This window comes from Hyphomicrobium sp. NDB2Meth4 (genome assembly GCF_900117445.1).
Lineage (GTDB): Bacteria > Pseudomonadota > Alphaproteobacteria > Rhizobiales > Hyphomicrobiaceae > Hyphomicrobium_A.
The window spans coordinates 395,857-417,754 of the sequence record NZ_FPEJ01000001.1; the positions used below are offsets into that span (position 1 = coordinate 395,857).

The window sequence follows — 21,898 nt, forward strand, 5'->3', positions numbered from 1 at the left end:
CTCCCGTGCCCCATGCTAACCTTAAGCGTGTGGCCGGATGCGAGCGTCCCACGTGAAACAAAAGCGAATTCTGCTCATCATCGGCGGCGGTATCGCTGCCTACAAATGCCTCGATCTCGTTCGGCGCCTTCGCGAAACGGGAACGACCGTGCGCGCCATCATGACGAAGGCCGCCACCCAGTTCATTACGCCGCTGTCGGTCGGCGCTCTCACCGGCGACCGCGTCTTCACTGACCTGTTCGACCTCAACGACGAGCACGAGATCGGCCACATCCGCCTCTCGCGCGAAGCCGACCTTCTCATCGTCGCCCCGGCAACCGCCGACCTCATCGCCAAGATGGCCGGCGGCCATGCCGATGACCTCGCCTCTAGCGTGCTGCTCGCAACCGACAAGCCCGTGCTCATCGCGCCGGCCATGAACCCGCGCATGTGGCTGCATCCGGCAACGCAGCGCAACGTCGCTCAACTGCGCGCTGATGGCATCCGTATCGTAGGACCCAACACCGGCGAGATGGCCGAACGCGATGAAAAAGGTCCAGGACGCCTTGCCGAGGTGCCCGAGATCATGGCCGCCGCCGCCGACATTCTCACTAATAGCGACACCCCATCCATCGCGCAGCTTCACGCCCGCCCGCTTCAAGGACGGCACGTGCTTGTCACCAGCGGCCCGACGCATGAGCCCATCGACCCCGTGCGCTACATCGCCAATCGCTCATCCGGTAAACAAGGCCACGCCATCGCCCGCGCCGCCGCACAGCTGGGCGCGCGCGTAACCCTCGTCACCGGCCCTGTAACCATTGCCGATCCTCCTGGCGTCGAGGTCGTGCGCATCGAAACTGCGCAGGAGATGCAGCACGCCGTCGCCAGCAGCCTGCCCGCGGACATCGCCATCTTCGCTGCCGCCGTCGCCGATTGGCGCACCGCTTCCGAAGCGCCTCAGAAACTCAAGAAGTCGGGCCAAAAGCCGAGCCTAGATCTCGTCGAGAACCCAGACATTCTCGCCAGCGTCGGCAACATGCGCACCGGACGCCCGCAGCTTGTTATCGGCTTCGCCGCCGAGACCAGCAACGTCTCTACCGAAGCAAAGCGCAAGCGCAAAGCCAAGGGCGCCGACTGGATTGTTGCCAACGACGTGTCGCCCGACCGCGGCGTCTTCGGCGGCGAAGGCAACACCGTGCATCTCGTCACCGCCGAGGGCATCGAAGACTGGCCCACCATGAGCAAAGATGACGTGGCGCGCCGCCTCATCCAGCGGGCCGCAGAGCAGCTCGCCAGCGGAGCTGCAGCAGCAGAATGATCGCCAAGACGCCGAAACCGAAAGCGCCGGCCCAGACCAGGAAGGCCTCGCCGCAAACCAAGCGCCCGCCCACGCGAGTGCGTGTGCAGCGGCTCGCGCACGCCGACGGGCTGCCGCTGCCCGCATACCAGACCGAGGGCGCCGCCGGTCTCGATCTCGTCGCCGCACTGGATGTCCAGCACCCGCTCGTTCTGGCCCCCGGCGCACGCGTGCTCGTACCCACCGGCCTCGTCATGGAGCTCCCACGAGGCTACGAGGCTCAGGTGCGTCCGCGATCGGGGTTGGCGGTCAAGCACGGCATCACGGTGCTGAACAGTCCGGGCACCATCGACAGCGACTATCGCGGCGAGGTGCAGGTAATCCTCATCAACCTCGGACAAGCGCCCTTCGAGGTGCGTCGCGGCGAGCGCATCGCCCAACTCGTCATCAGTCCGGTAACGCACGCACAGTTCACTGCGGTTAACGCTGTATCCGCTACAGCGCGCGGAAAAGGCGGATTTGGCTCAACTGGCCAGGCGACCGCCAATAAGAACGGTGGCTTACACAAACAGGCCAAAAAGCAGAAATCCATACCCAAGCCGCGCACCGCAGAAAAAAATGCAAGTGCAGCGCCACCACGACATCGCAATCGGTGATCCCTCGTACGCCTTGACACCCGGCCGCTTTGTCTCAACGTGCCAGTTAAAGCGGCACATCCTAGATCTTCCCCCGGAGGCTCAGCATTCCGGCTCGGAACCCATGATACGAGGCACCCCGTAATGAACGAGATTCCGCAGATCAAGACGCTCAGCTCCACGACGTCCTGGGGCCGCGGCCGCGTCTATGATTCAATCGCCGAAACCATCGGCCACACGCCGCTGGTACGTCTGTCGAAGCTGACCAAGGAAGAGAACGCGGTCGCCGACGTCCTTCTGAAGCTCGAGTTCTTCAACCCGCTGTCTTCGGTCAAAGATCGCATCGGCCTTGCCATGATCGACGCCCTGGAGGCTCAGGGCCGCATCTCGCCAGGCAAGACCGTGCTCGTCGAGCCGACCTCCGGCAACACCGGCATCGGCCTCGCCTTCATCGCGGCAGCCCGCGGCTACCGGCTGATCCTCGTCATGCCCGAGACGATGTCGCTAGAGCGCCGCAAGATCCTGACGCACCTTGGCGCCGAGCTCGAGCTGACGCCAGGCCCCGGCGGCATGCCGGTAGCGGTTGAGCGCGCTGCTGAGCTTGCCAAGACGATCCCCGGCGCCGTCATCCCCGGCCAGTTCGACAACCCGGCCAACCCGCTGGTGCACGAGAAGACCACCGCCGAAGAGATCTGGAACGACACCAACGGCAATGTCGACGCGATCGTCGTTGGCGTCGGCACCGGCGGCACGCTCACCGGCGTCGCCCGCGCCCTGAAGCCGCGCAAGCCCGGCCTCAAGATCATCGCCGTCGAGCCATCGACCAGTCCGGTTCTTTCCGGCCAGCCGCGCGGTCCGCATAAAATCCAGGGCATTGGCGCCGGCTTCATTCCCTCGATCCTCGACACCGGTCTCATCGACGAGATCGCCACCGTGTCGAGCGACAAGGCTTTCGAGACCTCGCGTCACCTCGCCAAGGTCGAGGGTATCCCCGGCGGTATCTCGACAGGTGCCAACGTGGCCGCGGCCCTTGAGGTGGCAAAGCGCCCCGAGTTCGCGGGCAAGACCATCGTTACGTTCGCGCCCTCCTCGGCCGAGCGCTATTATTCGAGCGACCTTTTCCTGGATCCCTCAAAGCCCGCCTGACGTCGGCGAGGCGCGACCGATATTAAGTGGGCCGGGGGATGCGCATCTCCCGGCCCTTTCTTCATCCGCCCTATCGTAACTATTTTAGGAGATAGACCGTCGGGAGCGCGGCCACGAGGCAGTGTCCCGTGACGATCCAACGCCATATGCGATAAACTCTCCCCATGCAGGACAAGGCACCGACCAGCGCCCCGGCACGCCTGACAGCGCAGGAGATCGAGCGCTACAAGCGCCACCTCGTGCTCAAAGAGGTGGGCGGACAGGGCCAGCAGCGCCTCAAGGCCACGCGCGTGCTGATTGTCGGCGCCGGCGGCCTCGGTTCCCCGATCGCCCTTTACCTCGCGGCAGCTGGCATCGGCACCATCGGCATCATCGACGATGACCGCGTCTCGCTCGACAACCTGCAACGCCAGATTGCTCACGACACAACTCACGTCGGCGAACCAAAGGTTGAGAGCGCCCGCGACACCATCGCCCGCCTCAACCCGCACGTCTGCGTCGAGACCATCGAAGCGCGCCTGACAGCGGAAAACGCCGCGGACATCATCCAGCGCTACGACATCATCGCCGACGGCTCAGACAACATCGAAACGCGCTACCTCGTTTCCGATGCCTGCTACTTCGCCAAGCGTACCCTGGTGTTCGGCGCTGTCGGGCCGTTTGACGGCTACGTCTCGACATTCAAGCCGCACATGAAGGACGAGAACGGCGACCCCTACCCCAGCTACCGCTGCCTCTTTCCGGAAGCGCCCCCGGCGGGCACGCTCGCCAACTGCGCTGAGGTCGGTGTTCTGGGCGCAGTGGTCGGCGTCATCGGAACGATCCAGGCAACCGAGATTCTAAAGGAAGCCCTCGGCATCGGGACAGGGCTCGCCGGACGGCTGTTGGTCTATGACGCCCTCTCCGCACGCTTTGAGACGTTCACGGTTGCCTGGGATCCTGAGAACCCCCTGAGTGGCCTCAACCCCTCGATAACGGAATTAGCCCGGAGCGACGAAACACACCTCGACACGTGCAGCGTTAGGGGATAGCGCTCTGATGCTCATCGTTCGGGACATTCCTGTCGTGCTGCTCACAATCCTCGCTGCCGTTCTGTTTCCACTGCCTGGCTTTGGCGTCGACCCTGCCGTCGCCCAGCAGCCCGACGCTCAGGAGCTGTCCGTCGGACCAGCAGCACCAACCGAGCAACGGCCGGTTTACGGTGCCATAGCCTTCACGCCCGACGGCTCGTTCTTTTCTGTCTGGAAGATCTCCTCGCGCCTCGAGGCCGAAGAGAAGGTGCGCGAGGAATGCGCCACCTTGGGCCGTGGAGCATGCGAGGCTGTCAGCTTCCGCGGCGAGATCTGCACCGCGATTGCGACCGGTGAAATCCGTAAGCGCCGCAAGATCACCTACGCGGGCGGCGGATTGAGCCCGGACGGCGCCGAGCAGCTCGCCCTGAAGCGCTGCAACAGCGATCGTCGCGCCCGCGGCACCTGCCAGCTACGCACCACGGTTTGCGGCGACGGCCGCCTAGAAGCTGCCTCCCGCACGAATTAGTTTTTCCGCTGGCACCAGCAGCAAGAACTCCTGGCCCGCGCAGCGGCGCTCGCGCCGAGCGCCCTTGGCTGCCGCTCCGATGCCGAACGGAGAGTCTCGAGCGGGAATAGGGCCCGCACCTAGCCGCCGAAGGCGGCAAGGGCCCAAGGGGCCGCGGCGCAAGCGCCGGCTGTCAGCGTGTTCGACGCCTGCCGCAAGCAAAGCCTCTCTCAGCCCGCGTCAGCTTTAAAAACAGTCAGTCCTAGAACATCGCCGGGTGCACGCGGTCAGGCGGAGCGTGACCATCAAGGAATGTCTTGATGTTGATGATCACCTTCTCACCCATGTCGATGCGGCCTTCGATAGTGGCCGAACTCATGTGCGGAAGCGCCACCACGCGATCGGAAGCGAGCAGCTTCGGATTGACCGCCGGTTCATGCTCGAACACATCGAGCCCCGCGCCTGCGATTGCCCCCGATTCGATCAGGCGAGCCAGCTCGTTTTCATCGATGACCTCGCCGCGGGAGGTGTTGACAACGTAGGCCGACGGCTTCAGTAGGCGCAACCGCCGGGCCGACAGCAGGTGGTACGTACCCGGCGTGTGCGGGCAGTTCACCGACAGAATATCGACGCGGGACAGCATCTGGTCGAGGCTTTCCCAGTAAGTCGCCTCGACCTCTCTCTCTAGGTCGAGCGAGACGCGACGGCGATTGTGGTAGTGGATCTGCAGGCCGAACGCTTTGGCGCGACGCGCCACCGCCGAGCCGATCCGGCCCATGCCGACGATGCCAAGGCGCTTGCCGTAAATGCGATGGCCCAGCATCCACGTCGGCGACCATCCGCTCCACGTGTTCTTCTCGTTCTTCAGGTAGTCGGCGCCTTCGACCAACCGGCGCGGCGCGGCGAGGATCAGCGCCATAGTCATGTCAGCCGTGTCCTCGGTGAGCACGCCCGGCGTATTGGTCACGGTTATGCCGCGGTTGCGCGCGGTATCGAGGTCGATGTTGTCGACGCCGGTGCCGAAGTTCGCGATCAGGCGAAGCTGCGGCCCTGCCTGCGAGATGACCGCACGATCGATGCGGTCGGTCACCGTCGGGACCAGGACATCGGCCACCTTCAGAGCTTCAGCGATCTGGGATTGCGTCAGCGGCGTATCGTCGACGTTCAGTCGCGCGTCGAACAGCTCGCGCATGCGCGTTTCGACAACGTCGGGCAGCTTACGCGTAACAATGACGATGGGCTTTCGGGCGCTGGTCGGCATCGGGGTCCGCTGTAGCCTCTTGATTTGCAGGGAGGGGGGGCCGGGGATCAAGTTGGTTATCGTTAGGGTGGTCTAACAGAACGCCATTGCAATGACAAAGTGCCGGATTTTCTGTCCGCACCAATGGGTGCTAACTCATCGGTGCTGCGCGGTTGGGTTGCTGTGACGCTACTAATCTCCAGACATAACGACGAGGACAATTGGAATGTGGGAAGCTGCGGCGCACAAAATGTATCGCACGACCTTCGCAGCCATATTGTTCTTTTCGGCGATCCCCGCGGCGACCGCCCAGCCGTCGGGAGTGGGCGCCACCGGGGGGAGCGGCCTGCCGATTCCCCGCTTTGTTAGCCTCAAATCCGACCGCGTCAACATGCGCAAGGGGCCTGGCACGGACTATCCGACCGCTTGGGTTTACCGCCGCGCCGGACTGCCCCTCGAAGTCATCAAAGAGTTCGAAGGCTGGCGCCAAGTCCGCGACGCGGATGGCGCAGCGGGCTGGGTTCTACAGTCGTTCCTGTCTGGCCGCCGCACCGCCCTCGTACTGCCGTGGGAGATCAAGTCGGGAGCCCCCGCGCCCAAGGTAGCGCTGCGCGCCGATGACAGCGAGCGCTCGCGCCCGGTGGCCATGATTGAGGCAGGCGTCATCGCCAATCTGTCGAACTGCGACGGGCGCTGGTGCCGCGTCAGCATCGATAGATATCAGGGCTATATCGAGCAGAAGAAGCTCTGGGGCGTCTACCAGGGAGAGGTCGTCAACTAGCGCGACCCGCTCTCCCCTCGCCTCAGTCTTTGCCTTTGTCGGCTACCAGCCGCACCACCACGTCGATATGCGTGATGCGCATCCCTTCGGGCGGCTCGGGGAGCCCGTCGACGCGGATGGCGTGCCCAGGAATGTCTTTCAGCTCGCCCTCGTCCTCGACAAAAAAGTGATTGTGGTTCGAGGTGTTGGTGTCGAAATAAGCCTTCGCGCCGTTGATAGCCAACTCGCGCAGAAGCCCCGCCCTTTTGAACTGGTGCAGGGTATTGTAGACCGTCGCCAGCGACACGTGCTGACCTGCAGCAGTGGCCTCGGCATGCAGCGATTCCGCCGTCACATGGCGATCCTCGCCTTCAAACAACAACGCGCCGAGCGCCAGCCGCTGCCGGGTCGGGCGCAGACCGGACTTGCGCAGGAGCTGGGCGACCCCGCGCGCGGGGCGGCCATCTTTTTGCGAGCCGTGGTTGTTATCGGTCATAGGCGTGCGCGTCGCACCAAGTTGAAAAGCGTGCCCACCCGCCGGTCCCGCAAATAGCAGACGCCGACGAGAAGATGACACCGTCGGTACACTATATGCACGCCGCGTCCGCACCGCAACTGAGCCTCTCCGCGGGAAGGCATCGTCCCCTGATAGCTCGCCACACACCCTTTTGAACGCCAAATGACTGTGTTAGGAACCCCGAGAACATATGGCAAAAGCCCTACGGGGTCGGAATTGAGCAAGGAAATCATGACGGAACGCCGCTCGAGCTTCGATTTCGAGGATTTGCTCGCGTGCGGTCGCGGTGAGCTATTCGGCGCCGGCAACGCCCAATTGCCCCTGCCGCCAATGCTGATGTTTGATCGCATCTCGACCGTATCCGAGAATGGCGGCCAGCATGGCAAAGGGCAGATCGCTGCCGAGCTCAAGGTGGCAGGCAACGACCGTCTGAACTGGTTTTTCGACTGCCACTTTCAAGGCGATCCGGTGATGCCGGGCTGCCTCGGCCTCGATGCGCTATGGCAGATGACCGGATTTTTCCTGGGCTGGCTCGGCGCCCCTGGCCGCGGCCGCGCCCTCGGCGTGGGCGAGGTCAAGTTCACCGGCATGGTCCTTCCGACCGTCAAGCGGGTCGAGTACATCGTCGACATGAAGCGGGTGATCTTGCGCAAGCTCAAGCTCGCCATCGCCGACGGTGTCATGAAGGCGGACGGCGAAGTGATCTACACAGCAACCGACCTTCGCGTCGGCCTGTTCGAGAGCGGCGAAACAGCTGCCGTCAGTCCTTGATCTTGATGGTATTTCGTGCTCGCTTCCGCCGGAGCCGAACAGCGAGAAAAGCCGAAAGCTTCCGGTACAAGAGGATGGGCGGATGAGACGTGTGGTCGTCACGGGCATGGGCATTGTTTCCTCGATTGGAAACAACAGCCAGGAAGTGCTCGCTTCCCTACGCGAAGGGAAGTCCGGAATCGTCCGCGCTGACAAATACGCAGAGCTTGGGTTCCGCTGCCAAGTTCACGGCGCGCCTAACATCGACTGGGAATCCCAGGTGCCGCGCAAGCCGCGCCGCTTCATGAGCGATGGCGTGGGCTGGAACTACGTCGCTATGGATCAGGCGATCCGCGATGCCGGCCTCGAAGAAAAGGACGTCATCAACGAGCGGACTGGCATCATCATGGGATCGGGCGGTCCCTCGACGCGCGCCATCGTCGCCGCAGCGGATGTGACGCGCGAGAAGGACCCGAAGAAGGTCGGCCCGTTCGAGGTCCCCAAAGCGATGTGCTCGGGTCCTTCGGCCGCGCTCGCCACCAGCTTCCAGATCAAGGGCGTGAACTACTCCATCGCCTCAGCCTGCTCCACTTCCGCACACTGCATCGGCAACGCCACCGAGCTGATCCAGTGGGGCAAGCAGGACGTCATGTTCGCAGGCGGCTGCGAAGAACTCGACTGGACACTGTCCGTGCTGTTCGACGCGATGGGCGCCATGTCGTCGAAGTACAACGACACGCCGGCCAAAGCCTCCCGCGCCTACGACAAGAACCGCGACGGCTTCGTCATCGCCGGCGGCGCCGGTGTTGTGGTCCTCGAAGAGTACGAGCACGCCAAGGCGCGCGGCGCACGCATTTACGGTGAGGTCGTCGGCTACGGCGCGACGTCCGACGGCTACGACATGGTCGCTCCGTCCGGCGAAGGCGCAGTACGCTGCATGCAGCTCGCGCTCCGCGGCTTCGACGGTAATGGCGTCGGCGGCAAGATCGACTACATCAACCCGCACGGCACCGGCACGCCGATCGGCGACCTGCGCGAGATCGAAGCCATCCGCAAGGTGTTCAACGGCGACGTGCCGAAGATCTCGGCCACCAAGTCGCTGACGGGTCATTCGCTGGGCGCCGTCGGCGTTCAGGAGGCGATCTTCTCGCTACTGATGATGAACAATGGTTTCATCTGCGAGAGCGCAAATATTGAGGAAATCGACCCCGAGTTGGCCGATGTGCCGATCGTGCGCGAGCGCCTTGATAACGTTAGCCTTAATTGCGTGATGTCGAACAGTTTCGGGTTCGGCGGTACTAATGCCACGCTCGTTTTTCGCCGCGTGACCGGCTAAAAGAGCCCGATTGCGGCCCGCTAGAAGCTTGTTATGCCGGGAACAGCGCGTCTCGCGCCGATCGGCTGACTAGACGCTTGAGGGCCGTCCGGCCCACCGCACTTTAGGAACGACAGGAACACCCATGACTGAAATCGACCTCGCAAAGCCGGGTCCGATACTGGCAGGAAAACGCGGGCTCATCATGGGCGTCGCCAACGAGCGCTCCATCGCGTGGGGCATCGCCCGCATCGCCGCCGGCCAGGGCGCCGAACTGGCTTTCACATATCAGGACGGCGCGTTCGGCCGTCGCGCGCTGCCGCTGGCGCAGAACCTCGGCTCCAAGCTCATCGAGCCCTGCAACGTGCTCGACCTCGACAGCGTCGATCGCGTCTTCGAGCGCATCAAGAATGAATGGGGCACCCTCGACTTCGTGGTCCACGCGCTCGCCTTCTCCGATCCGCGCGAGCTGTCCGGCCGCTACGTCAACACCACGCGCGAGAACTTCACCAACACCATGGTGATCTCCTGTTTCTCCTTCACCGAGGTATCGAAGCGCGCTGCAGCGCTGATGCCCAACGGTGGCTCGCTGCTGACGTTGAGCTACGGCGGCGCCACCAAGTCCGTGCCGTCCTACAACGTCATGGGCGTCGCCAAGGCTGCGCTCGAAGCCTCTGTGCGCTATCTCGCTGCTGACCTCGGCCCGCAGAACATTCGCGTCAACGCACTCTCAGCTGGCCCCATGCGCACGCTCTCCGGCGCCGGCGTGTCCGATGCACGCGTGATCTTCAATTTCCAGAAAGAGAACGCCCCTCTGCGCCGCACGCCGACGCTGAACGAGGTTGGCGGCTCCGCTCTGTACCTGCTCTCGGATATGTCCGGCGCGGTGACCGGCGAAGTGCACTTCGTCGACTGCGGTTACTCGACCGTCGCCATGCCGAGCCTTGATACGCTGAAGCAGCTCGATGCCGACGCATCGCACCGCTCGCCTCCCGCGGCCGCAGAGTAACCGCGATCGCACGATCATTCTGGCGGGCTGCGATGCCCGCCAGTTCCCACAAATCGAGGCATCTTGACGATCTGACGATGCCGGCTCACACACGCGCATGATCGGCGTCTTCGATTCAGGTCTCGGGGGACTGACGGTGCTTCGCGCACTCGTCGACCGCTTCCCCGACAAATCGTTCCTCTACTTGGGGGACCATGCCAACGTCCCGTACGGCAACCGCCCGTCGGACGAGGTCATCGATTTGACGCGCGCCAGCACCGAGGCCCTCTTTTCTCAAGGCTGCAAGCTGGTTCTGCTCGGCTGCAACACGGCAACCGCCGTCGCCGCGCGTCACCTGCAGCAGAACTGGCTTCCGCAAAGCAAGTGGCGCGGCCACAACGTCCTGGGCATCGTTGCGCCGACCGTCGAAGCCGCTACGCAGACGCCGTGGGCAGTTTCAACGCCGCAGTACCCGCAGAAGTACAACACCGACGTCGTTGGCGTGTTCGGCACCACGCGTACCATTGCTTCGGGCGTTTACCCCGAGGAGATCCGCAAACGCTGCCCGCGCGTCACAGTCGTGCAGCAGGTGTGCGCAGCTCTGGCCGGCGCCATCGAGCAGGAGGCCCCTGAAGCCGAGCTTGAGCGCCTCGTCGTCGAAGGCGTCGAAGGCCTCCTCGCGCAGACGAACGGCCTGCCGCCGCACCGCGCCATCCTCGGCTGCACGCACTTCCCGCTCGTAGAGCATCTGTTCCGCAGACACCTGCCGCCATTCACGCGCATCCTCTCGCAGCCCGAGGTCGTCGCCGACAGCCTCGAAGACTACCTCGCACGTCACGCGCACTACACCGCGGGAGATGCCGGCGGATCGCTTACGCTGCTGACGACAGCCGCCAACCCGGCCGACATCAGCGCCAGAGCGCGCGTCTTCTGGCCCGAAGTCGCCCCCTTCGCCCTCTCCGCCGCCTGAGCCATCTTCAAACGCGCAGCGGGCCTCGACTGCCGCGCGAAGCGGCAAGGCGCCAAGGGCGCCCGCGCCTAGTGGCGCGCCACACAGCAAGCTTCCCTCAGTTCGTGTCAGCTAAAAAAACTACCGCTCGGCCCGCGCAAAAACTTCCATCAGCTCGGCCACCTTTTGACGCTGCTCATTGGCGTCCCCGCTGGCGATGGCATGCTCGACACAGTGCGCCACGTGGTCACGCAGCACCTCTTCCTCCACCCGCCGCAGGGCAGCCCGAACAGCCGACACCTGCGTAAGGATGTCGATGCAGTAACGGTCCTCGGTCACCATGCGCGAAATCCCGCGCACTTGGCCTTCTATGCGGCCAAGTCGCTTCAGGCATGAATCTTTAGCTGGCTGTCTCATACTTGACCTATACCCCTAGGGGGTATACATGGTCAACCACCCTGCCAGGTCGTGTGGAACCGCAACATGTCCGATCACCGCCATGACACCCCCGACCACAAGGACTGCTGCGGAGGGCACCCGCCCGCCTCTCAGGCGCCCGGCTCGGGCATGGCCAAAGACCCGGTTTGCGGCATGGACGTCGATCCGCACACCGCCAAGTTCCGCGCCGACCACGGCGGCCGCACCTACTATTTCTGCGCCGCTGGCTGCCGCACGAAGTTCATCGCCAATCCGGCCAAATACCTGAACAAGGACGAGCACCCGCCCGAGCCGGTCCCCGAAGGCACGATCTACACCTGCCCGATGCATCCTGAGATCAGGCAGGTCGGTCCGGGCTCATGTCCCATCTGCGGCATGGCCCTGGAACCCGAGCTGGTGACGGCCGAGCAGCAACCCAATCACGAGCTGATCGACTTCACCCGCCGCTTCTGGATCGGGCTCGCTCTCACCCTTCCCGTGTTCATCCTCGAGATGGGCAGCCACTTGTTCGGCCTGCACCACCTCATCCCGCCCAGCATCTCAAACTGGATACAGCTCGTCCTCGCGACGCCAGTGGTGCTGTGGGCTGGCTGGCCGTTCTTCGAACGCGGCTGGCAATCGCTTCTCACGCGCAACCTCAATATGTTCACGCTGATCGCCATGGGCACAGGCGTTGCCTGGGTCTACAGCGTGATCGCCACCATCGCGCCGCAGATTTTCCCGCCGGCCTTCCGTCAGCCCGACGGCTCGGTTGCCGTCTACTTCGAGGCCGCAGCTGTCATCACCGTGCTGGTGCTGCTCGGCCAGATGTTGGAGCTGCGTGCGCGCGAGCAGACCTCTGGCGCGATCCGCGCGCTGCTCGACCTTGCCCCAAAGAACGCACGCCGCGTGAAGGAGGACGGCTCAGACGAGGACGTCGCCCTCGACGAGGTCAGCGTTGGTGACAAGCTGCGCGTACGCCCGGGCGAGAAGGTCCCCGTCGACGGCGTCGTTCTGGAAGGTCGCTCATCGCTCGATGAATCGATGGTCACTGGCGAGTCGATGCCCGTGACGAAAGAAACCGGAGCCAAGGTGATCGCCGGCACGCTCAATCAGTCCGGCTCGTTTATCATGCGCGCCGACAAGGTCGGCCGCGACACTCTGCTTTCGCAGATCGTGCAGATGGTGGCTCAGGCACAGCGTTCGCGTGCGCCGATCCAGCGGCTTGCCGACCAGGTGGCCGGTTGGTTCGTGCCACTCGTGATAGCCGCAGCAATCATCGCATTCTTCGCCTGGACGACATTCGGCCCCGAACCGCGCCTCGCCTACGGTCTCGTCGCCGCCGTCACCGTGCTCATCATCGCCTGCCCGTGCGCCCTGGGCCTCGCCACGCCGATGTCGATAATGGTCGGCGTGGGCCGCGGCGCCCACGCTGGCGTGCTGATCAAGAACGCCGAAGCGCTGGAGCGGCTGGAGAAGGTGGACACCCTGGTCGTCGACAAGACCGGCACCCTCACCGAGGGCAAGCCGAAGGTCGTGGCCGTCGTGCCGGCTGACGGCTTCGACGAGGAAACCGTCCTCAAGTTTGCCGCCAGCGTCGAGGTCGCCAGCGAGCATCCGCTTGCCGCAGCCATCGTCGCCGCGACAAAGGAGCGGAACATCGAGCTCTCCCGCGTCATGGGCTTCGACTCTCCGACGGGCAAGGGCGCGATAGGCATGGTCGAGCGCAAGCGCATCGTCATCGGCAACGCCCGCTTCCTCGCTGAACTCGGCATCGAGACCAGCCCGCTTGAAGCTGCCGCTGAAAAGCTGCGCGCGGACGGCGCCACCTCGATCTTCATTGCCATCAACGGCACACCTGCCGGCGTCATTGCCGTAGCCGATCCCGTCAAGCAGACCACCGCAGCAGCACTCGACGCTCTGCGCGCAGACGGCATTCGCGTGGTCATGCTGACCGGTGACAACCGCACCACGGCCGACGCCATCGCCCGCCGCCTCGGCATCACCGATGTGGAAGCCGAGGTGCTGCCCGATCAGAAAAGCGCCGTCGTCGACAAGCTGAAAGCCGAAGGCCGCATCGTCGCCATGGCCGGTGACGGCGTCAACGATGCGCCCGCCCTTGCCGCAGCCGATGTCGGCATCGCCATGGGCACCGGCACCGACGTCGCCATCGAGAGCGCCGGCATCACTCTGTTGAAGGGCGACCTGCAAGGCATCGTGCGCGCACGTCGCCTTTCCGAGGCGGTCATGAGCAACATTCGCCAGAACCTGTTCTTCGCGTTCATCTATAACGCAGCGGGCGTGCCCATCGCCGCTGGCGTGCTCTACCCGGCGTTCGGCATTCTGTTGTCGCCGATCATGGCCGCCGCCGCGATGTCGCTGTCGTCCGTCAGCGTCATCACCAACGCCCTGCGCCTTCGCCACGCCAAACTCGACTGACGACACCCGCTAAACTTCAGCGAGGCGTGCATTGCACGCCTCGCTCAGGGCCAGAGGGGCCCCGGGCCGGGCTATCCACTCGCGCGACAACCGCCGCACAAACAGCTTCCCTCAGCCCGTGTCGCCACTTACTGGCTCGGCATCGTGTTGAAGCGCGCCTTCTGCTCATCGCTCAGCGAATCGTAGAACCCGGTGAGAGCCGGACGGATCTCGTTCATCGCCGTCACCGTCGCCTTGAGCCTCTTGTCCATCGCGTCGAGACGCGCCGTCGTTGATGACGGAATGTCGGACGGACAAGTGCCCTGCAGCATCGCGGCGGCCTTTGCCGAAACATCGTCCAGATGCTCGAGCGCTTCCTTCTGCTTGTCGTCCGGATCGACCGTCGCGATGATCTCCTGCGTCGGCACGTTGATGAACTCCTGGTTCTGCGTCGAGCACAGCTTCGCGGGCTGATCGGCCTTGTCGCCACCCAGCGCATCGAGCTTGGCGCGCTGATCGGCTGACAGCGATCCGTCGAACTTGGCGAGCGGCATCTTCACCAGATCGAGCCCCTGCACCATCGCGTCGAGACGCTTCTGCAGCGCATCGAGACGGCCAACCGGCGTAAGCGGCGGAGAGTTGGGGCAGGACGCCTTGAGCAGGCTCTCGGCCTTGTTCGACGCCGATTCGAGCGCCTTCAGGTCGGCGAGCTGATCACCGTGCGGATCGACACTGGCTTTGATCTTGTCGACCGGCAGGCCGCTCACGCCTGGAGCAAAGCCGGCGCAGGTTGCCATTTCCGGATTCTGACTGTCGTCCTGTGTAACTGGCGTAGAAGCAGCGGCCGATGATTGGTCGTTGCTGCCGCCGCCCGAAGGGCCGGAGCTGTAGACGTCCTGATGCGATTCACGCGCATAGACGTAGTTGTTGTCCGACTGTGTCCACGCGGTTGCACCATAGCCACCCGACGGCCAAGCGTAAGCGCCGTACGGCCAGAACAGACCGCCCATGATGTAATCGACGCCGTAGTCCCAGAACGGCGCGCTGCCCGCGAAAGGCCACCACGCGAACGACCACATATCGCCCCAGGCAAACGGCCAGAACACACCGCCAGCCCAGCCCCAGCGGCAGTTGTAGCAGTTGAAGTTGCGAGCGTTCCAATTGTTGTTCCAGAACGCGTTGTGGTTCCAGTGGCCGGCGTTCACCGGCTGGTGCCAGTTGTTCCAGTTGTGAGCGAGGTCGTCACGGCGGTCATCGCGCCGGTCGTCCCTGCGATCGTCGCGGCGATCATCGGCGCGCTGGTCATCGTGGTGGTCATCGGCCGGGTGATCATCGGCGCGGTGGTCGTCGGCGTGGCGATCATCATTGCGACGATCGTCTGCGCGGTCGCGATCCTCCTGGTGCTCGGGCTCCCGGTGATCCTCGGCCCGCGGTGCGCGCATCTCCTCCTGGTGGAACTCAGGGCGGAAATCGCGACCACCACCGAAGTCCCGCATGCCGCCACCAAAGTCGCGCATGCCACCGAAGTGGCCGCCACCAAAACCGCCACCGAAATGCCCGCCGCCACCACGCGCTTCCGCGTCCGTGACCAGTGCGAGTGCGCCAAGCGAAGCGGTTGCGGCCAGCGCAAGAGCCGTGCTGCGGATCATGAATTCCCTCCAGGGAGCTGATGAAATGGCGCCGGCCGAACCCGTACAGAAATGCCCACCGACGTCTGAATGCTGGATAGCCTGGAAGGTATGACGAGAGCCTCATGAGCGCCGGGCGACCTTGGCCTAGCGCAAACAAAGGCTTCCGCATCTCGTTGTAGTTGTCACGATCGCCGCAACCACTCGTCAGGAGTTGGTGATAGGACGTTTCCTGCCCCCAACCTGACGTTTAGGCCCGGTACGTCGTCATGCCACTGGTGAACAAGGCCGCGCATCACGATATGACGCTCCCCAACGGCCGCGCGCGCCGCTATTGATCCGTTCAGCTGCGGAGCCAGGAGTAACGATGCTTCCCGACGTGACCGAGACGACCATCACCGTGCCGCCCGAATGGGCGCTGCTGAAGGCCATCTGGACCGCCTGGCCGGCCAACGCCGATGAATGGAACGGCGACCTCGATGCGCCACGCCGCGACGTCGCCGCCCTGGTGCACGCACTGGCCGAGGCGAACACGGTCCGGCTGCTGGTCAACGGCCCGGAAGCCGAGGCCTCCGCCCGCGCGGCCCTCGGCGGCGAGGCGGACTTCGTGCAAGCCCGCTACGGCGATATCTGGCTGCGCGATACCGGCCCCATCTTCGCCCGCACCCACCTCGGGCCCGTCGCGTTGCGCTTCGCAACCAACAGCTGGGGCGGCAAGTACGATCTGCCCGACGACGCCACTGTCGGAGACGAGGTGGCGGCGCTCGCCGACGCCCCCATCCGCCGCTTCCCCTTTGTGCTCGAAGGCGGCGCCGTCGACCATGACGGCGAGGGCACCGTCCTCACCACGCGCCAGACGCTGCTCAATCCAAACCGCAATGGCTGGACCAAGGAGCAGGCAGAAGCGGCCCTCGCCGAAGCATTTGGCGCGCGCAAGGTCATCTGGATCGACGAAGGTCTGAAGAACGACCACACCGACGGACATATCGACAATATCGCCCGCTTCGTCGGCCCCGGCCGCGTAGTTTGTCAGGCGCCCGCCGGCGAGGATGATCCCAACGCCGAAACGCTCAACGCCATCGCCGCGACGCTCGAAGCGGCAACGGACGCGACCGGACGCAAGCTGGAGGTGACGCGCATTCCAGGCGTCGGCCTCTACCGTAACGCGCTCGGCGAGGTATCGCCCGCGTCACACATGAACTTCATCATCGCTAACAGTCTTGTCATCGTCCCCGTTTATGGGACGCCGACGCAGGACGCTGCGATCGCCGCGCTGCAGCAGGTGTTCCCCGATCACAAGGTCATCGGCGTACCGTCGAAGGGCCTGCTCGGCTGCGGCACCGCTGGCGGCGGATCGTTCCACTGCATCACCCAGCAGGAGCCGCGCTAGATGTCGAACCGCACGCTCACTGTCGCCGGCATCCAGACTTGGTATGGCCACGACCTGCGCGACAACATCGCCCGCACCGAAGCCTTCGTGCGCGAGGCCGCTAAAGAAGGCGCTCAAGTCGTGCTGCCCTCAGAGCTGTTCCAGGGCATCTACTTCTGCACGCGCCAGGATCCGAAATGGTTCACCACCGCATTCCCGGTGGGCGAGCACCCGTGCGTGCTCGCGCTGCAGAAGCTCGCCGCCGAACTCGAGATCGTCATCCCCATCTCGTTCTTCGAGAAAGACGGCCCGCGCTATTACAATTCCATCGCCATTGCTGACACTGATGGCGCGATCCTTGGCGTCTACCGCAAGAGCCACATTCCTGATGGTCCCGGCTATCAGGAGAAGTACTACTTCCGGCCCGGCGACACCGGCTTTAAGACCTGGAAGACGAAGCCCGCGCACATCGGCGTCGGGATCTGCTGGGACCAATGGTTCCCCGAATGCGCGCGCGCTATGGCTGTCGCCGGCGCAGAGGTGCTGTTCTATCCCACCGCCATCGGATCCGAGCCCTACGACACGAGCCTCGACACGCACTTGCAGTGGCAGCGTGCCATGCAGGGCCACGCCGTCTCCAACGCTGTGCCCATCATAGCTGCCAACCGCATCGGCCTGGAGGAAAACGACGGAGCACAGCAGCGCTTCTACGGCCACTCCTTCATCGCCGATCACCGCGGCGAGATCGTGCAGTCGTTCGGCGCACACGAGGAAGGCGTGCTCGTGCACACCTTCGACCTCGATGAAATCGAGAGCTACCGGGCCGACTGGGGCTTCTTCCGCGACCGCCGCACCGACCTCTACGCCAAGAGCATCATCTGACCGAGGTCAAGCAGTCGTTTGCCACCCGGCTTGCCGCCCGAATATCCTGCGTCTCCCCAACCGGCGAACCGGCAGCAACGGACGCAGGACATGCCCACGAAAGAAGCGGAGCAGCACCGGCCCTCCGAGGCTTCGTTCGAGTACCGGTTACAGCACACACCGGCGGGCGTGGTGCTGCTTGACCCTGACCTCTCGATCCGCTCCGTAAACCCCGTTGCTCAACGGCTGCTGGCCTCAGGCAGAGCACCTGTCTTGGGCGCCAACATCGTGGACCTTCATCCCCAGCAAGCGCGCGACAAAATCGCCTGGCTGATCGAGCGCGCACGAACGTCGCCCGACGGAAACGCTTCCCTCCTCGTGGCCACTGCCGGCGCCAGCATGGTCGCCAAGGTCAGCCGTCTCGATGGCGGCGACGGCGCGTTGACTGGCTATTGCATGATCGTCCACGCTCTTTCTAACGCACCCGTCATGGGCCAGATCACTGGCACGAACGCAGGTTCAGACGGCAAGCTGCCCGCCGATGCCCTCTGCCCGCTGATGAAGCTCCCGCTGGTGCGCGGAAAGACGGATGTCATCAGTCTCATCGATGTTGCCGATGTCGTATGCCTGGTTGCGCAGGGGCACTACGCCGAAGCCAAGACCCTTTCCTATTCGGCCTTCTGCCCGCGCCCGCTCGCCGATCTGGAACGCCGCCTCGATCCGGCAGCCTTCCTGCGGGTGCACCGCCGCTATGTCGTGAACATGCGCCACGTGCGCGGCGCCGAGCGCTTGGACGGCAGCTGGCACCTCATCCTTGCAGACCAAGCCGCAACACGCATTCCCGTCAGCCGCACCAAGGTCGAGACAGTCCGCCGGCTACTGGCGGTCTGAGCCGCCGTTCGTGCAGCTCTGATGCAGCCCATGCACGACGCTCGTAGCCCGAGCGTCTGACGTTGAGGCCACCACGCCGTCACGCCACCTTCCCGCAACGCGCTCGCCCGCGTCTCCAGGAACCTGAAAGGTGTCCGATGACATCATCTCTCGATAGCCTCGCCATTCCGGCGCAGCCCGACCGTTACCTGACGTTCCGCGGCATCGACTTTGAGGGCAACATGCGGGCCGTACTCGGGCACCTGCGCCGCTACATCGATGATCCAGCGCACGCCAACCCGTTCTGGGATCGCTTCCTACAGCGCCTCACGAGCGCCGAGACCGGCGGCTCGGCGATTTACGATAAGCTCCTGCTACTGCATTCGCACACGTACTACATGGCCGAGCTGTTCGAGGACCATGACGACGACGCAGCAATTACCGCCCTGAAGAAGCTCGAAGAGGAGTGCTTCTGAAACACGGCGACGCCGCCAACAAGAGCGGCGTCTCCCCGGCGCGAGCCAGGTGTCAGTTCAGGCCTTCGGCATCCGCTGACCGATCGCGATCAGGCGCGCAGCACGCTCCGCGGCGTCCTGCAAATACTGGCGCGATTTCTTGATCGCTACCTCGAGCGGCATCGCGTTCGGCGTCGCTGTCTCCAGTCCGTCGATCCCGTGCGCAAACACGCCGCCGGCATCGTCCGCGAGGCCACCGCCGATCGCGACGACCGGAACGCCATGCTTGCGTGCCGCGGCAGCAACGCCCGACGGCGTCTTGCCGAACGCGGTCTGGAAGTCGACCCGGCCCTCGCCCGTCACGGCCAGGAATGCGCCTTGCATCTGATCTTCGAGGCGCGTCGCCGCAACGACGAGCTCGACACCGCGCTTCAATTCGGCGTTCGTGAAGGCCATCAGGCCTGCACCAATGCCGCCGCCGGCGCCCGCGCCCGGGCGATCGATGACATCAGCACCGATGCTGCGTTTAATGACGTGCGCAAAGTGAGCGAGGTTCTTGTCGAGCTGCTCAACCATCTCCGGCGTAGCACCCTTCTGCGGACCATAGACCCGCGAGGCACCCTTCTCGCCGCACAGTGGATTGGTAACGTCGCACGCGACGCTGATATGGATTTTCGCCAGACCCGGATTGACGGCCGACATATCGACCGCCTGCACCTTGTCCAGGTGTCCGCCCGCGATGAGATCGGGGATCAGCGCTCCGCCGAAATTGAGGAACCGCACGCCAAGCGCCTGCGCCAGGCCGGCACCGGCATCGTTGGTTGCCGAACCGCCGATGCCGAGAATGATCTCGGTCACGCCACGGTTGATGGCATCAGCGATCAGTTCGCCCGTGCCGAACGTCGTGGCAACCAACGGGTTGCGCTGTTCTTTGGGCACCAGTGGCAGGCCGGACGCCTCTGCCATCTCGATCACCGCGGTGCGGCCGTCGCCCAACAGGCCATAGGACGCGAGCACCCGCGCGCCCATCGGCCCTGATACCTCGACCTTGACGATCTGCCCGCCCGTCGCATCGACCAGCGATTGCACAGTGCCCTCGCCGCCATCGGCCATCGGCACCTTCACGTAGGTGGCGTCCGGCCAGACCCTTTTGAGGCCCGTCTCGATCTCAGTCGCCACTTCTAGGGAGGTGAGGTTTTCTTTGAACGAGTCGGGAGCGATAACGATCTTCATTGAGCACTTCTTCTCACGGACGCTTGCGCGCCAACGGCTAATCGGCGTCAGGATACTGGGAAAGCATGCACTGTGTCGCGTGCTTGATTAAAGTTGCTTTCTTTGCCGAGGGTGGCCCGAAAGCCATCACTGAGCATGGTTAAAGATGCCCGAGCACTCGTACGCAAGTCCCCTCTTGGGGATCCCCTGCCCGCCTGCCCTTACGGTCATTTTTTAACGTTGCCTACCAAATACTTGCACTCCGGAGCAACCGCCGCAATCGCAACGACTGACGGCTCGGCGCAGCAGCGGGCCTCGCCCTTCGCGATTTGGTATCGCGCCTTCGTGGCCACCCCGTGGTCCACGGGGGCAACGCAGGATGGCAATATCGTGCGGCGAACCCACTCTCTATCGAAAGGACAAGCGTGAGCACCTTCACCGTACGTCGTGGCTATCGCTACCGCGCCGAGATCTCTCTCGGCGTGCTCGAAAGCTTGGCGGGCAACGAAGCCGTCGCCGCTCGATTGCGAGATGCTGGATTCATCGATGTTAGCGTTGCGGGAGCCGGACGCAGACGCGTTGCTGAAGGGCTCTGGCCGAACGCCGATGCAAGCGCCCCCATGCCCCACCAGATAACCGCCGTAACAGAAATTGAAGCCGCCTAGTTCGGTGCCCAAGTGGCAGTAACTGCGTTCCAAATTGCCTAATCCGCGGGCGATTATCCGCGCCTGTCCGCGGGCGTTCATCCACGACTGCATGACCTACCGCGAGGAAAATCAGGTTCCCCGAATCACACTGGTAAACGCCCGCGCACCGCTGCACAGAAGATGTGCGCCACAACAGACAATCAGTGGACTGATTCTATTCAATTGAGGGGCTTGCTTTGCTTGACTGAGCTGGCAGAATGCCTGGCCTGATCAGGAAGCTTGGTTGGGCTCTCGCGGAAATTGCTGGCGACGATCCCATCAGTATCCTGCGGCCGACGCCACGGTCGCTCATACCGGAGCTGGTGAGAAGGGTTTAGGGGAAATGCAGCTGGACGAATGTCGCGCCCGGGTCATTCTCGAGGCTACGCATGCAGCCTGGAGCAATGGGGACATTGAGGGCGCCACTCGCCACATTTGCGATGACCTCACCTATTTCTGCAACACAGGCGGACCTGACGGCGGCCCCCTCACCATCACCGGCAAGGTGGCCTACCGCGAAACGCTACGGCAGATTCTCGAGGTCGCCGAGAGCGTCTCGGTGTCCGAGTACTTCCGTTTTCATGACGGCATCGGGCGCGCCAAGATCGAGTGCTACATCCGGCACAAGACGACCCGTCACACCCTGGTTGGCTCCTATCGTCAGCTCATCACGTACCGCGACGATAAAATCGCGCGGTTGGAAGAGTTCCATGACGCAGCCAAGATGATCGCCTTCTGGCGCATGATCTCTGGCGAAGCAGCAATCGAGAAGGCCCTGCTCGCCGAGTGACGCAGCGAGGCTGAGCCACGTCGGCTCGGACACCTACCAGCGACGCCAACGCCACCACCAATTGCGATGCCCCCGCCAGCGGCGCCAGCCTGCTTGTT

The 21,898-nt window shown here is 64.0% G+C and carries 22 protein-coding genes; 17 read left to right on the forward strand and 5 right to left on the reverse strand.

Features of this window, described 5'->3' with window-relative positions:
- Nucleotides 1–37 precede the first annotated feature (37 nt).
- The 5 genes from coaBC to NDB2M4_RS01885 all read left to right on the forward strand — a co-directional run bounded on the left by coaBC (nucleotide 38) and on the right by NDB2M4_RS01885 (nucleotide 4,596).
- Nucleotides 38–1,297, forward strand: a complete 1,260-nt coding sequence (gene coaBC, locus NDB2M4_RS01865; RefSeq protein WP_072369329.1) for a bifunctional phosphopantothenoylcysteine decarboxylase/phosphopantothenate--cysteine ligase CoaBC — start codon at nucleotides 38–40, stop codon at nucleotides 1,295–1,297.
- Nucleotides 1,294–1,932 (forward strand): dUTP diphosphatase, encoded by a 639-nt coding sequence (gene dut / locus NDB2M4_RS01870; protein WP_072369331.1) that lies wholly within the window; start codon nucleotides 1,294–1,296, stop codon nucleotides 1,930–1,932. Before coaBC ends, dut begins: the two co-directional genes overlap by 4 nt.
- A 123-nt stretch (nucleotides 1,933–2,055) precedes the next feature.
- Nucleotides 2,056–3,057 carry a cysteine synthase A gene (gene cysK, locus NDB2M4_RS01875; RefSeq protein WP_072369333.1) on the forward strand — a complete coding sequence of 334 codons (1,002 nt, stop codon included), beginning with the start codon at nucleotides 2,056–2,058 and terminating at the stop codon, nucleotides 3,055–3,057.
- A gap of 164 nt (nucleotides 3,058–3,221) precedes the next feature.
- A complete protein-coding gene (moeB, locus tag NDB2M4_RS01880; protein WP_072369335.1) occupies nucleotides 3,222–4,088 on the forward strand; it encodes a HesA/MoeB/ThiF family protein in 867 nt (288 codons plus the stop codon).
- 7 nt (nucleotides 4,089–4,095) lie between these two features.
- Nucleotides 4,096–4,596: a DUF4189 domain-containing protein gene (locus NDB2M4_RS01885; protein ID WP_072369337.1), complete on the forward strand. Its 501-nt coding sequence runs from the start codon at nucleotides 4,096–4,098 to the stop codon at nucleotides 4,594–4,596.
- A gap of 241 nt (nucleotides 4,597–4,837) precedes the next feature.
- On the opposite strand, the gene NDB2M4_RS01890 is transcribed toward NDB2M4_RS01885, so the two are convergent.
- Nucleotides 4,838–5,836 (reverse strand): 2-hydroxyacid dehydrogenase, encoded by a 999-nt coding sequence (locus NDB2M4_RS01890; RefSeq protein ID WP_072369339.1) that lies wholly within the window; start codon nucleotides 5,834–5,836, stop codon nucleotides 4,838–4,840.
- 229 nt (nucleotides 5,837–6,065) lie between these two features.
- On the opposite strand from NDB2M4_RS01890, the gene NDB2M4_RS01895 reads away from it, so the two are divergent.
- The gene (locus tag NDB2M4_RS01895; RefSeq protein WP_072371646.1) at nucleotides 6,066–6,596 is read left to right on the forward strand and encodes an SH3 domain-containing protein; all 531 of its coding nucleotides are present in this window, start codon (nucleotides 6,066–6,068) and stop codon (nucleotides 6,594–6,596) included.
- A gap of 22 nt (nucleotides 6,597–6,618) precedes the next feature.
- On the opposite strand, the gene irrA is transcribed toward NDB2M4_RS01895, so the two are convergent.
- Nucleotides 6,619–7,071: an iron response transcriptional regulator IrrA gene (gene irrA / locus NDB2M4_RS01900; protein ID WP_083555644.1), complete on the reverse strand. Its 453-nt coding sequence runs from the start codon at nucleotides 7,069–7,071 to the stop codon at nucleotides 6,619–6,621.
- Between the two features lie 252 nt (nucleotides 7,072–7,323).
- Here irrA and fabA point away from each other — a divergent pair, with 252 nt between their 5' ends.
- From fabA to NDB2M4_RS01920, 4 genes are all read left to right on the forward strand, one after another.
- Complete coding sequence (gene fabA / locus NDB2M4_RS01905; RefSeq protein WP_072371650.1) at nucleotides 7,324–7,863, forward strand: 3-hydroxyacyl-[acyl-carrier-protein] dehydratase FabA; 540 nt, start codon at nucleotides 7,324–7,326, stop codon at nucleotides 7,861–7,863.
- 82 nt (nucleotides 7,864–7,945) lie between these two features.
- Nucleotides 7,946–9,178 (forward strand): beta-ketoacyl-ACP synthase I, encoded by a 1,233-nt coding sequence (gene fabB, locus NDB2M4_RS01910; RefSeq protein WP_072369341.1) that lies wholly within the window; start codon nucleotides 7,946–7,948, stop codon nucleotides 9,176–9,178.
- 124 nt (nucleotides 9,179–9,302) lie between these two features.
- Entirely contained in the window at nucleotides 9,303–10,166 is an 864-nt protein-coding gene (fabI, locus tag NDB2M4_RS01915) for an enoyl-ACP reductase FabI (protein ID WP_072369343.1), read from the forward strand.
- Between the two features lie 97 nt (nucleotides 10,167–10,263).
- The gene (locus NDB2M4_RS01920; protein WP_072369345.1) at nucleotides 10,264–11,115 is read left to right on the forward strand and encodes a glutamate racemase; all 852 of its coding nucleotides are present in this window, start codon (nucleotides 10,264–10,266) and stop codon (nucleotides 11,113–11,115) included.
- 120 nt (nucleotides 11,116–11,235) lie between these two features.
- On the opposite strand, the gene NDB2M4_RS01925 is transcribed toward NDB2M4_RS01920, so the two are convergent.
- On the reverse strand, nucleotides 11,236–11,511 hold the full coding sequence (locus tag NDB2M4_RS01925; RefSeq protein ID WP_072369347.1) for a metal-sensitive transcriptional regulator: 276 nt from the start codon (nucleotides 11,509–11,511) through the stop codon (nucleotides 11,236–11,238).
- A gap of 66 nt (nucleotides 11,512–11,577) precedes the next feature.
- Between NDB2M4_RS01925 and NDB2M4_RS01930 the strand changes: the two genes are divergently transcribed.
- Nucleotides 11,578–13,950, forward strand: coding sequence for a heavy metal translocating P-type ATPase (locus NDB2M4_RS01930; protein WP_072369349.1), 2,373 nt, complete (start codon nucleotides 11,578–11,580; stop codon nucleotides 13,948–13,950).
- A gap of 128 nt (nucleotides 13,951–14,078) precedes the next feature.
- Here NDB2M4_RS01930 and NDB2M4_RS01935 read toward each other — a convergent pair whose 3' ends face one another.
- Entirely contained in the window at nucleotides 14,079–15,578 is a 1,500-nt protein-coding gene (locus NDB2M4_RS01935; protein ID WP_072369351.1) for a Spy/CpxP family protein refolding chaperone, read from the reverse strand.
- 346 nt (nucleotides 15,579–15,924) lie between these two features.
- Between NDB2M4_RS01935 and NDB2M4_RS01940 the strand changes: the two genes are divergently transcribed.
- From NDB2M4_RS01940 to cowN, 4 genes are all read left to right on the forward strand, one after another.
- The gene (locus NDB2M4_RS01940; protein ID WP_072369353.1) at nucleotides 15,925–16,947 is read left to right on the forward strand and encodes an agmatine deiminase family protein; all 1,023 of its coding nucleotides are present in this window, start codon (nucleotides 15,925–15,927) and stop codon (nucleotides 16,945–16,947) included.
- Nucleotides 16,948–17,808, forward strand: a complete 861-nt coding sequence (gene aguB / locus NDB2M4_RS01945; protein ID WP_072369354.1) for an N-carbamoylputrescine amidase — start codon at nucleotides 16,948–16,950, stop codon at nucleotides 17,806–17,808.
- 90 nt (nucleotides 17,809–17,898) lie between these two features.
- Complete coding sequence (locus tag NDB2M4_RS01950; protein WP_072369356.1) at nucleotides 17,899–18,678, forward strand: LytTR family DNA-binding domain-containing protein; 780 nt, start codon at nucleotides 17,899–17,901, stop codon at nucleotides 18,676–18,678.
- A gap of 137 nt (nucleotides 18,679–18,815) precedes the next feature.
- Nucleotides 18,816–19,133, forward strand: a complete 318-nt coding sequence (cowN, locus tag NDB2M4_RS01955; RefSeq protein ID WP_072369358.1) for a N(2)-fixation sustaining protein CowN — start codon at nucleotides 18,816–18,818, stop codon at nucleotides 19,131–19,133.
- 57 nt (nucleotides 19,134–19,190) lie between these two features.
- On the opposite strand, the gene NDB2M4_RS01960 is transcribed toward cowN, so the two are convergent.
- The gene (locus tag NDB2M4_RS01960; RefSeq protein ID WP_072369360.1) at nucleotides 19,191–20,345 is read right to left on the reverse strand and encodes a glycerate kinase; all 1,155 of its coding nucleotides are present in this window, start codon (nucleotides 20,343–20,345) and stop codon (nucleotides 19,191–19,193) included.
- Nucleotides 20,346–20,749: 404 nt separating this feature from the next.
- Here NDB2M4_RS01960 and NDB2M4_RS19895 point away from each other — a divergent pair, with 404 nt between their 5' ends.
- Entirely contained in the window at nucleotides 20,750–20,989 is a 240-nt protein-coding gene (locus NDB2M4_RS19895; protein WP_139247055.1) for a hypothetical protein, read from the forward strand.
- 364 nt (nucleotides 20,990–21,353) lie between these two features.
- Nucleotides 21,354–21,800, forward strand: a complete 447-nt coding sequence (locus NDB2M4_RS01970) for a nuclear transport factor 2 family protein (RefSeq protein WP_072369365.1) — start codon at nucleotides 21,354–21,356, stop codon at nucleotides 21,798–21,800.
- The last annotated feature ends 98 nt before the right edge of the window (nucleotides 21,801–21,898 follow it).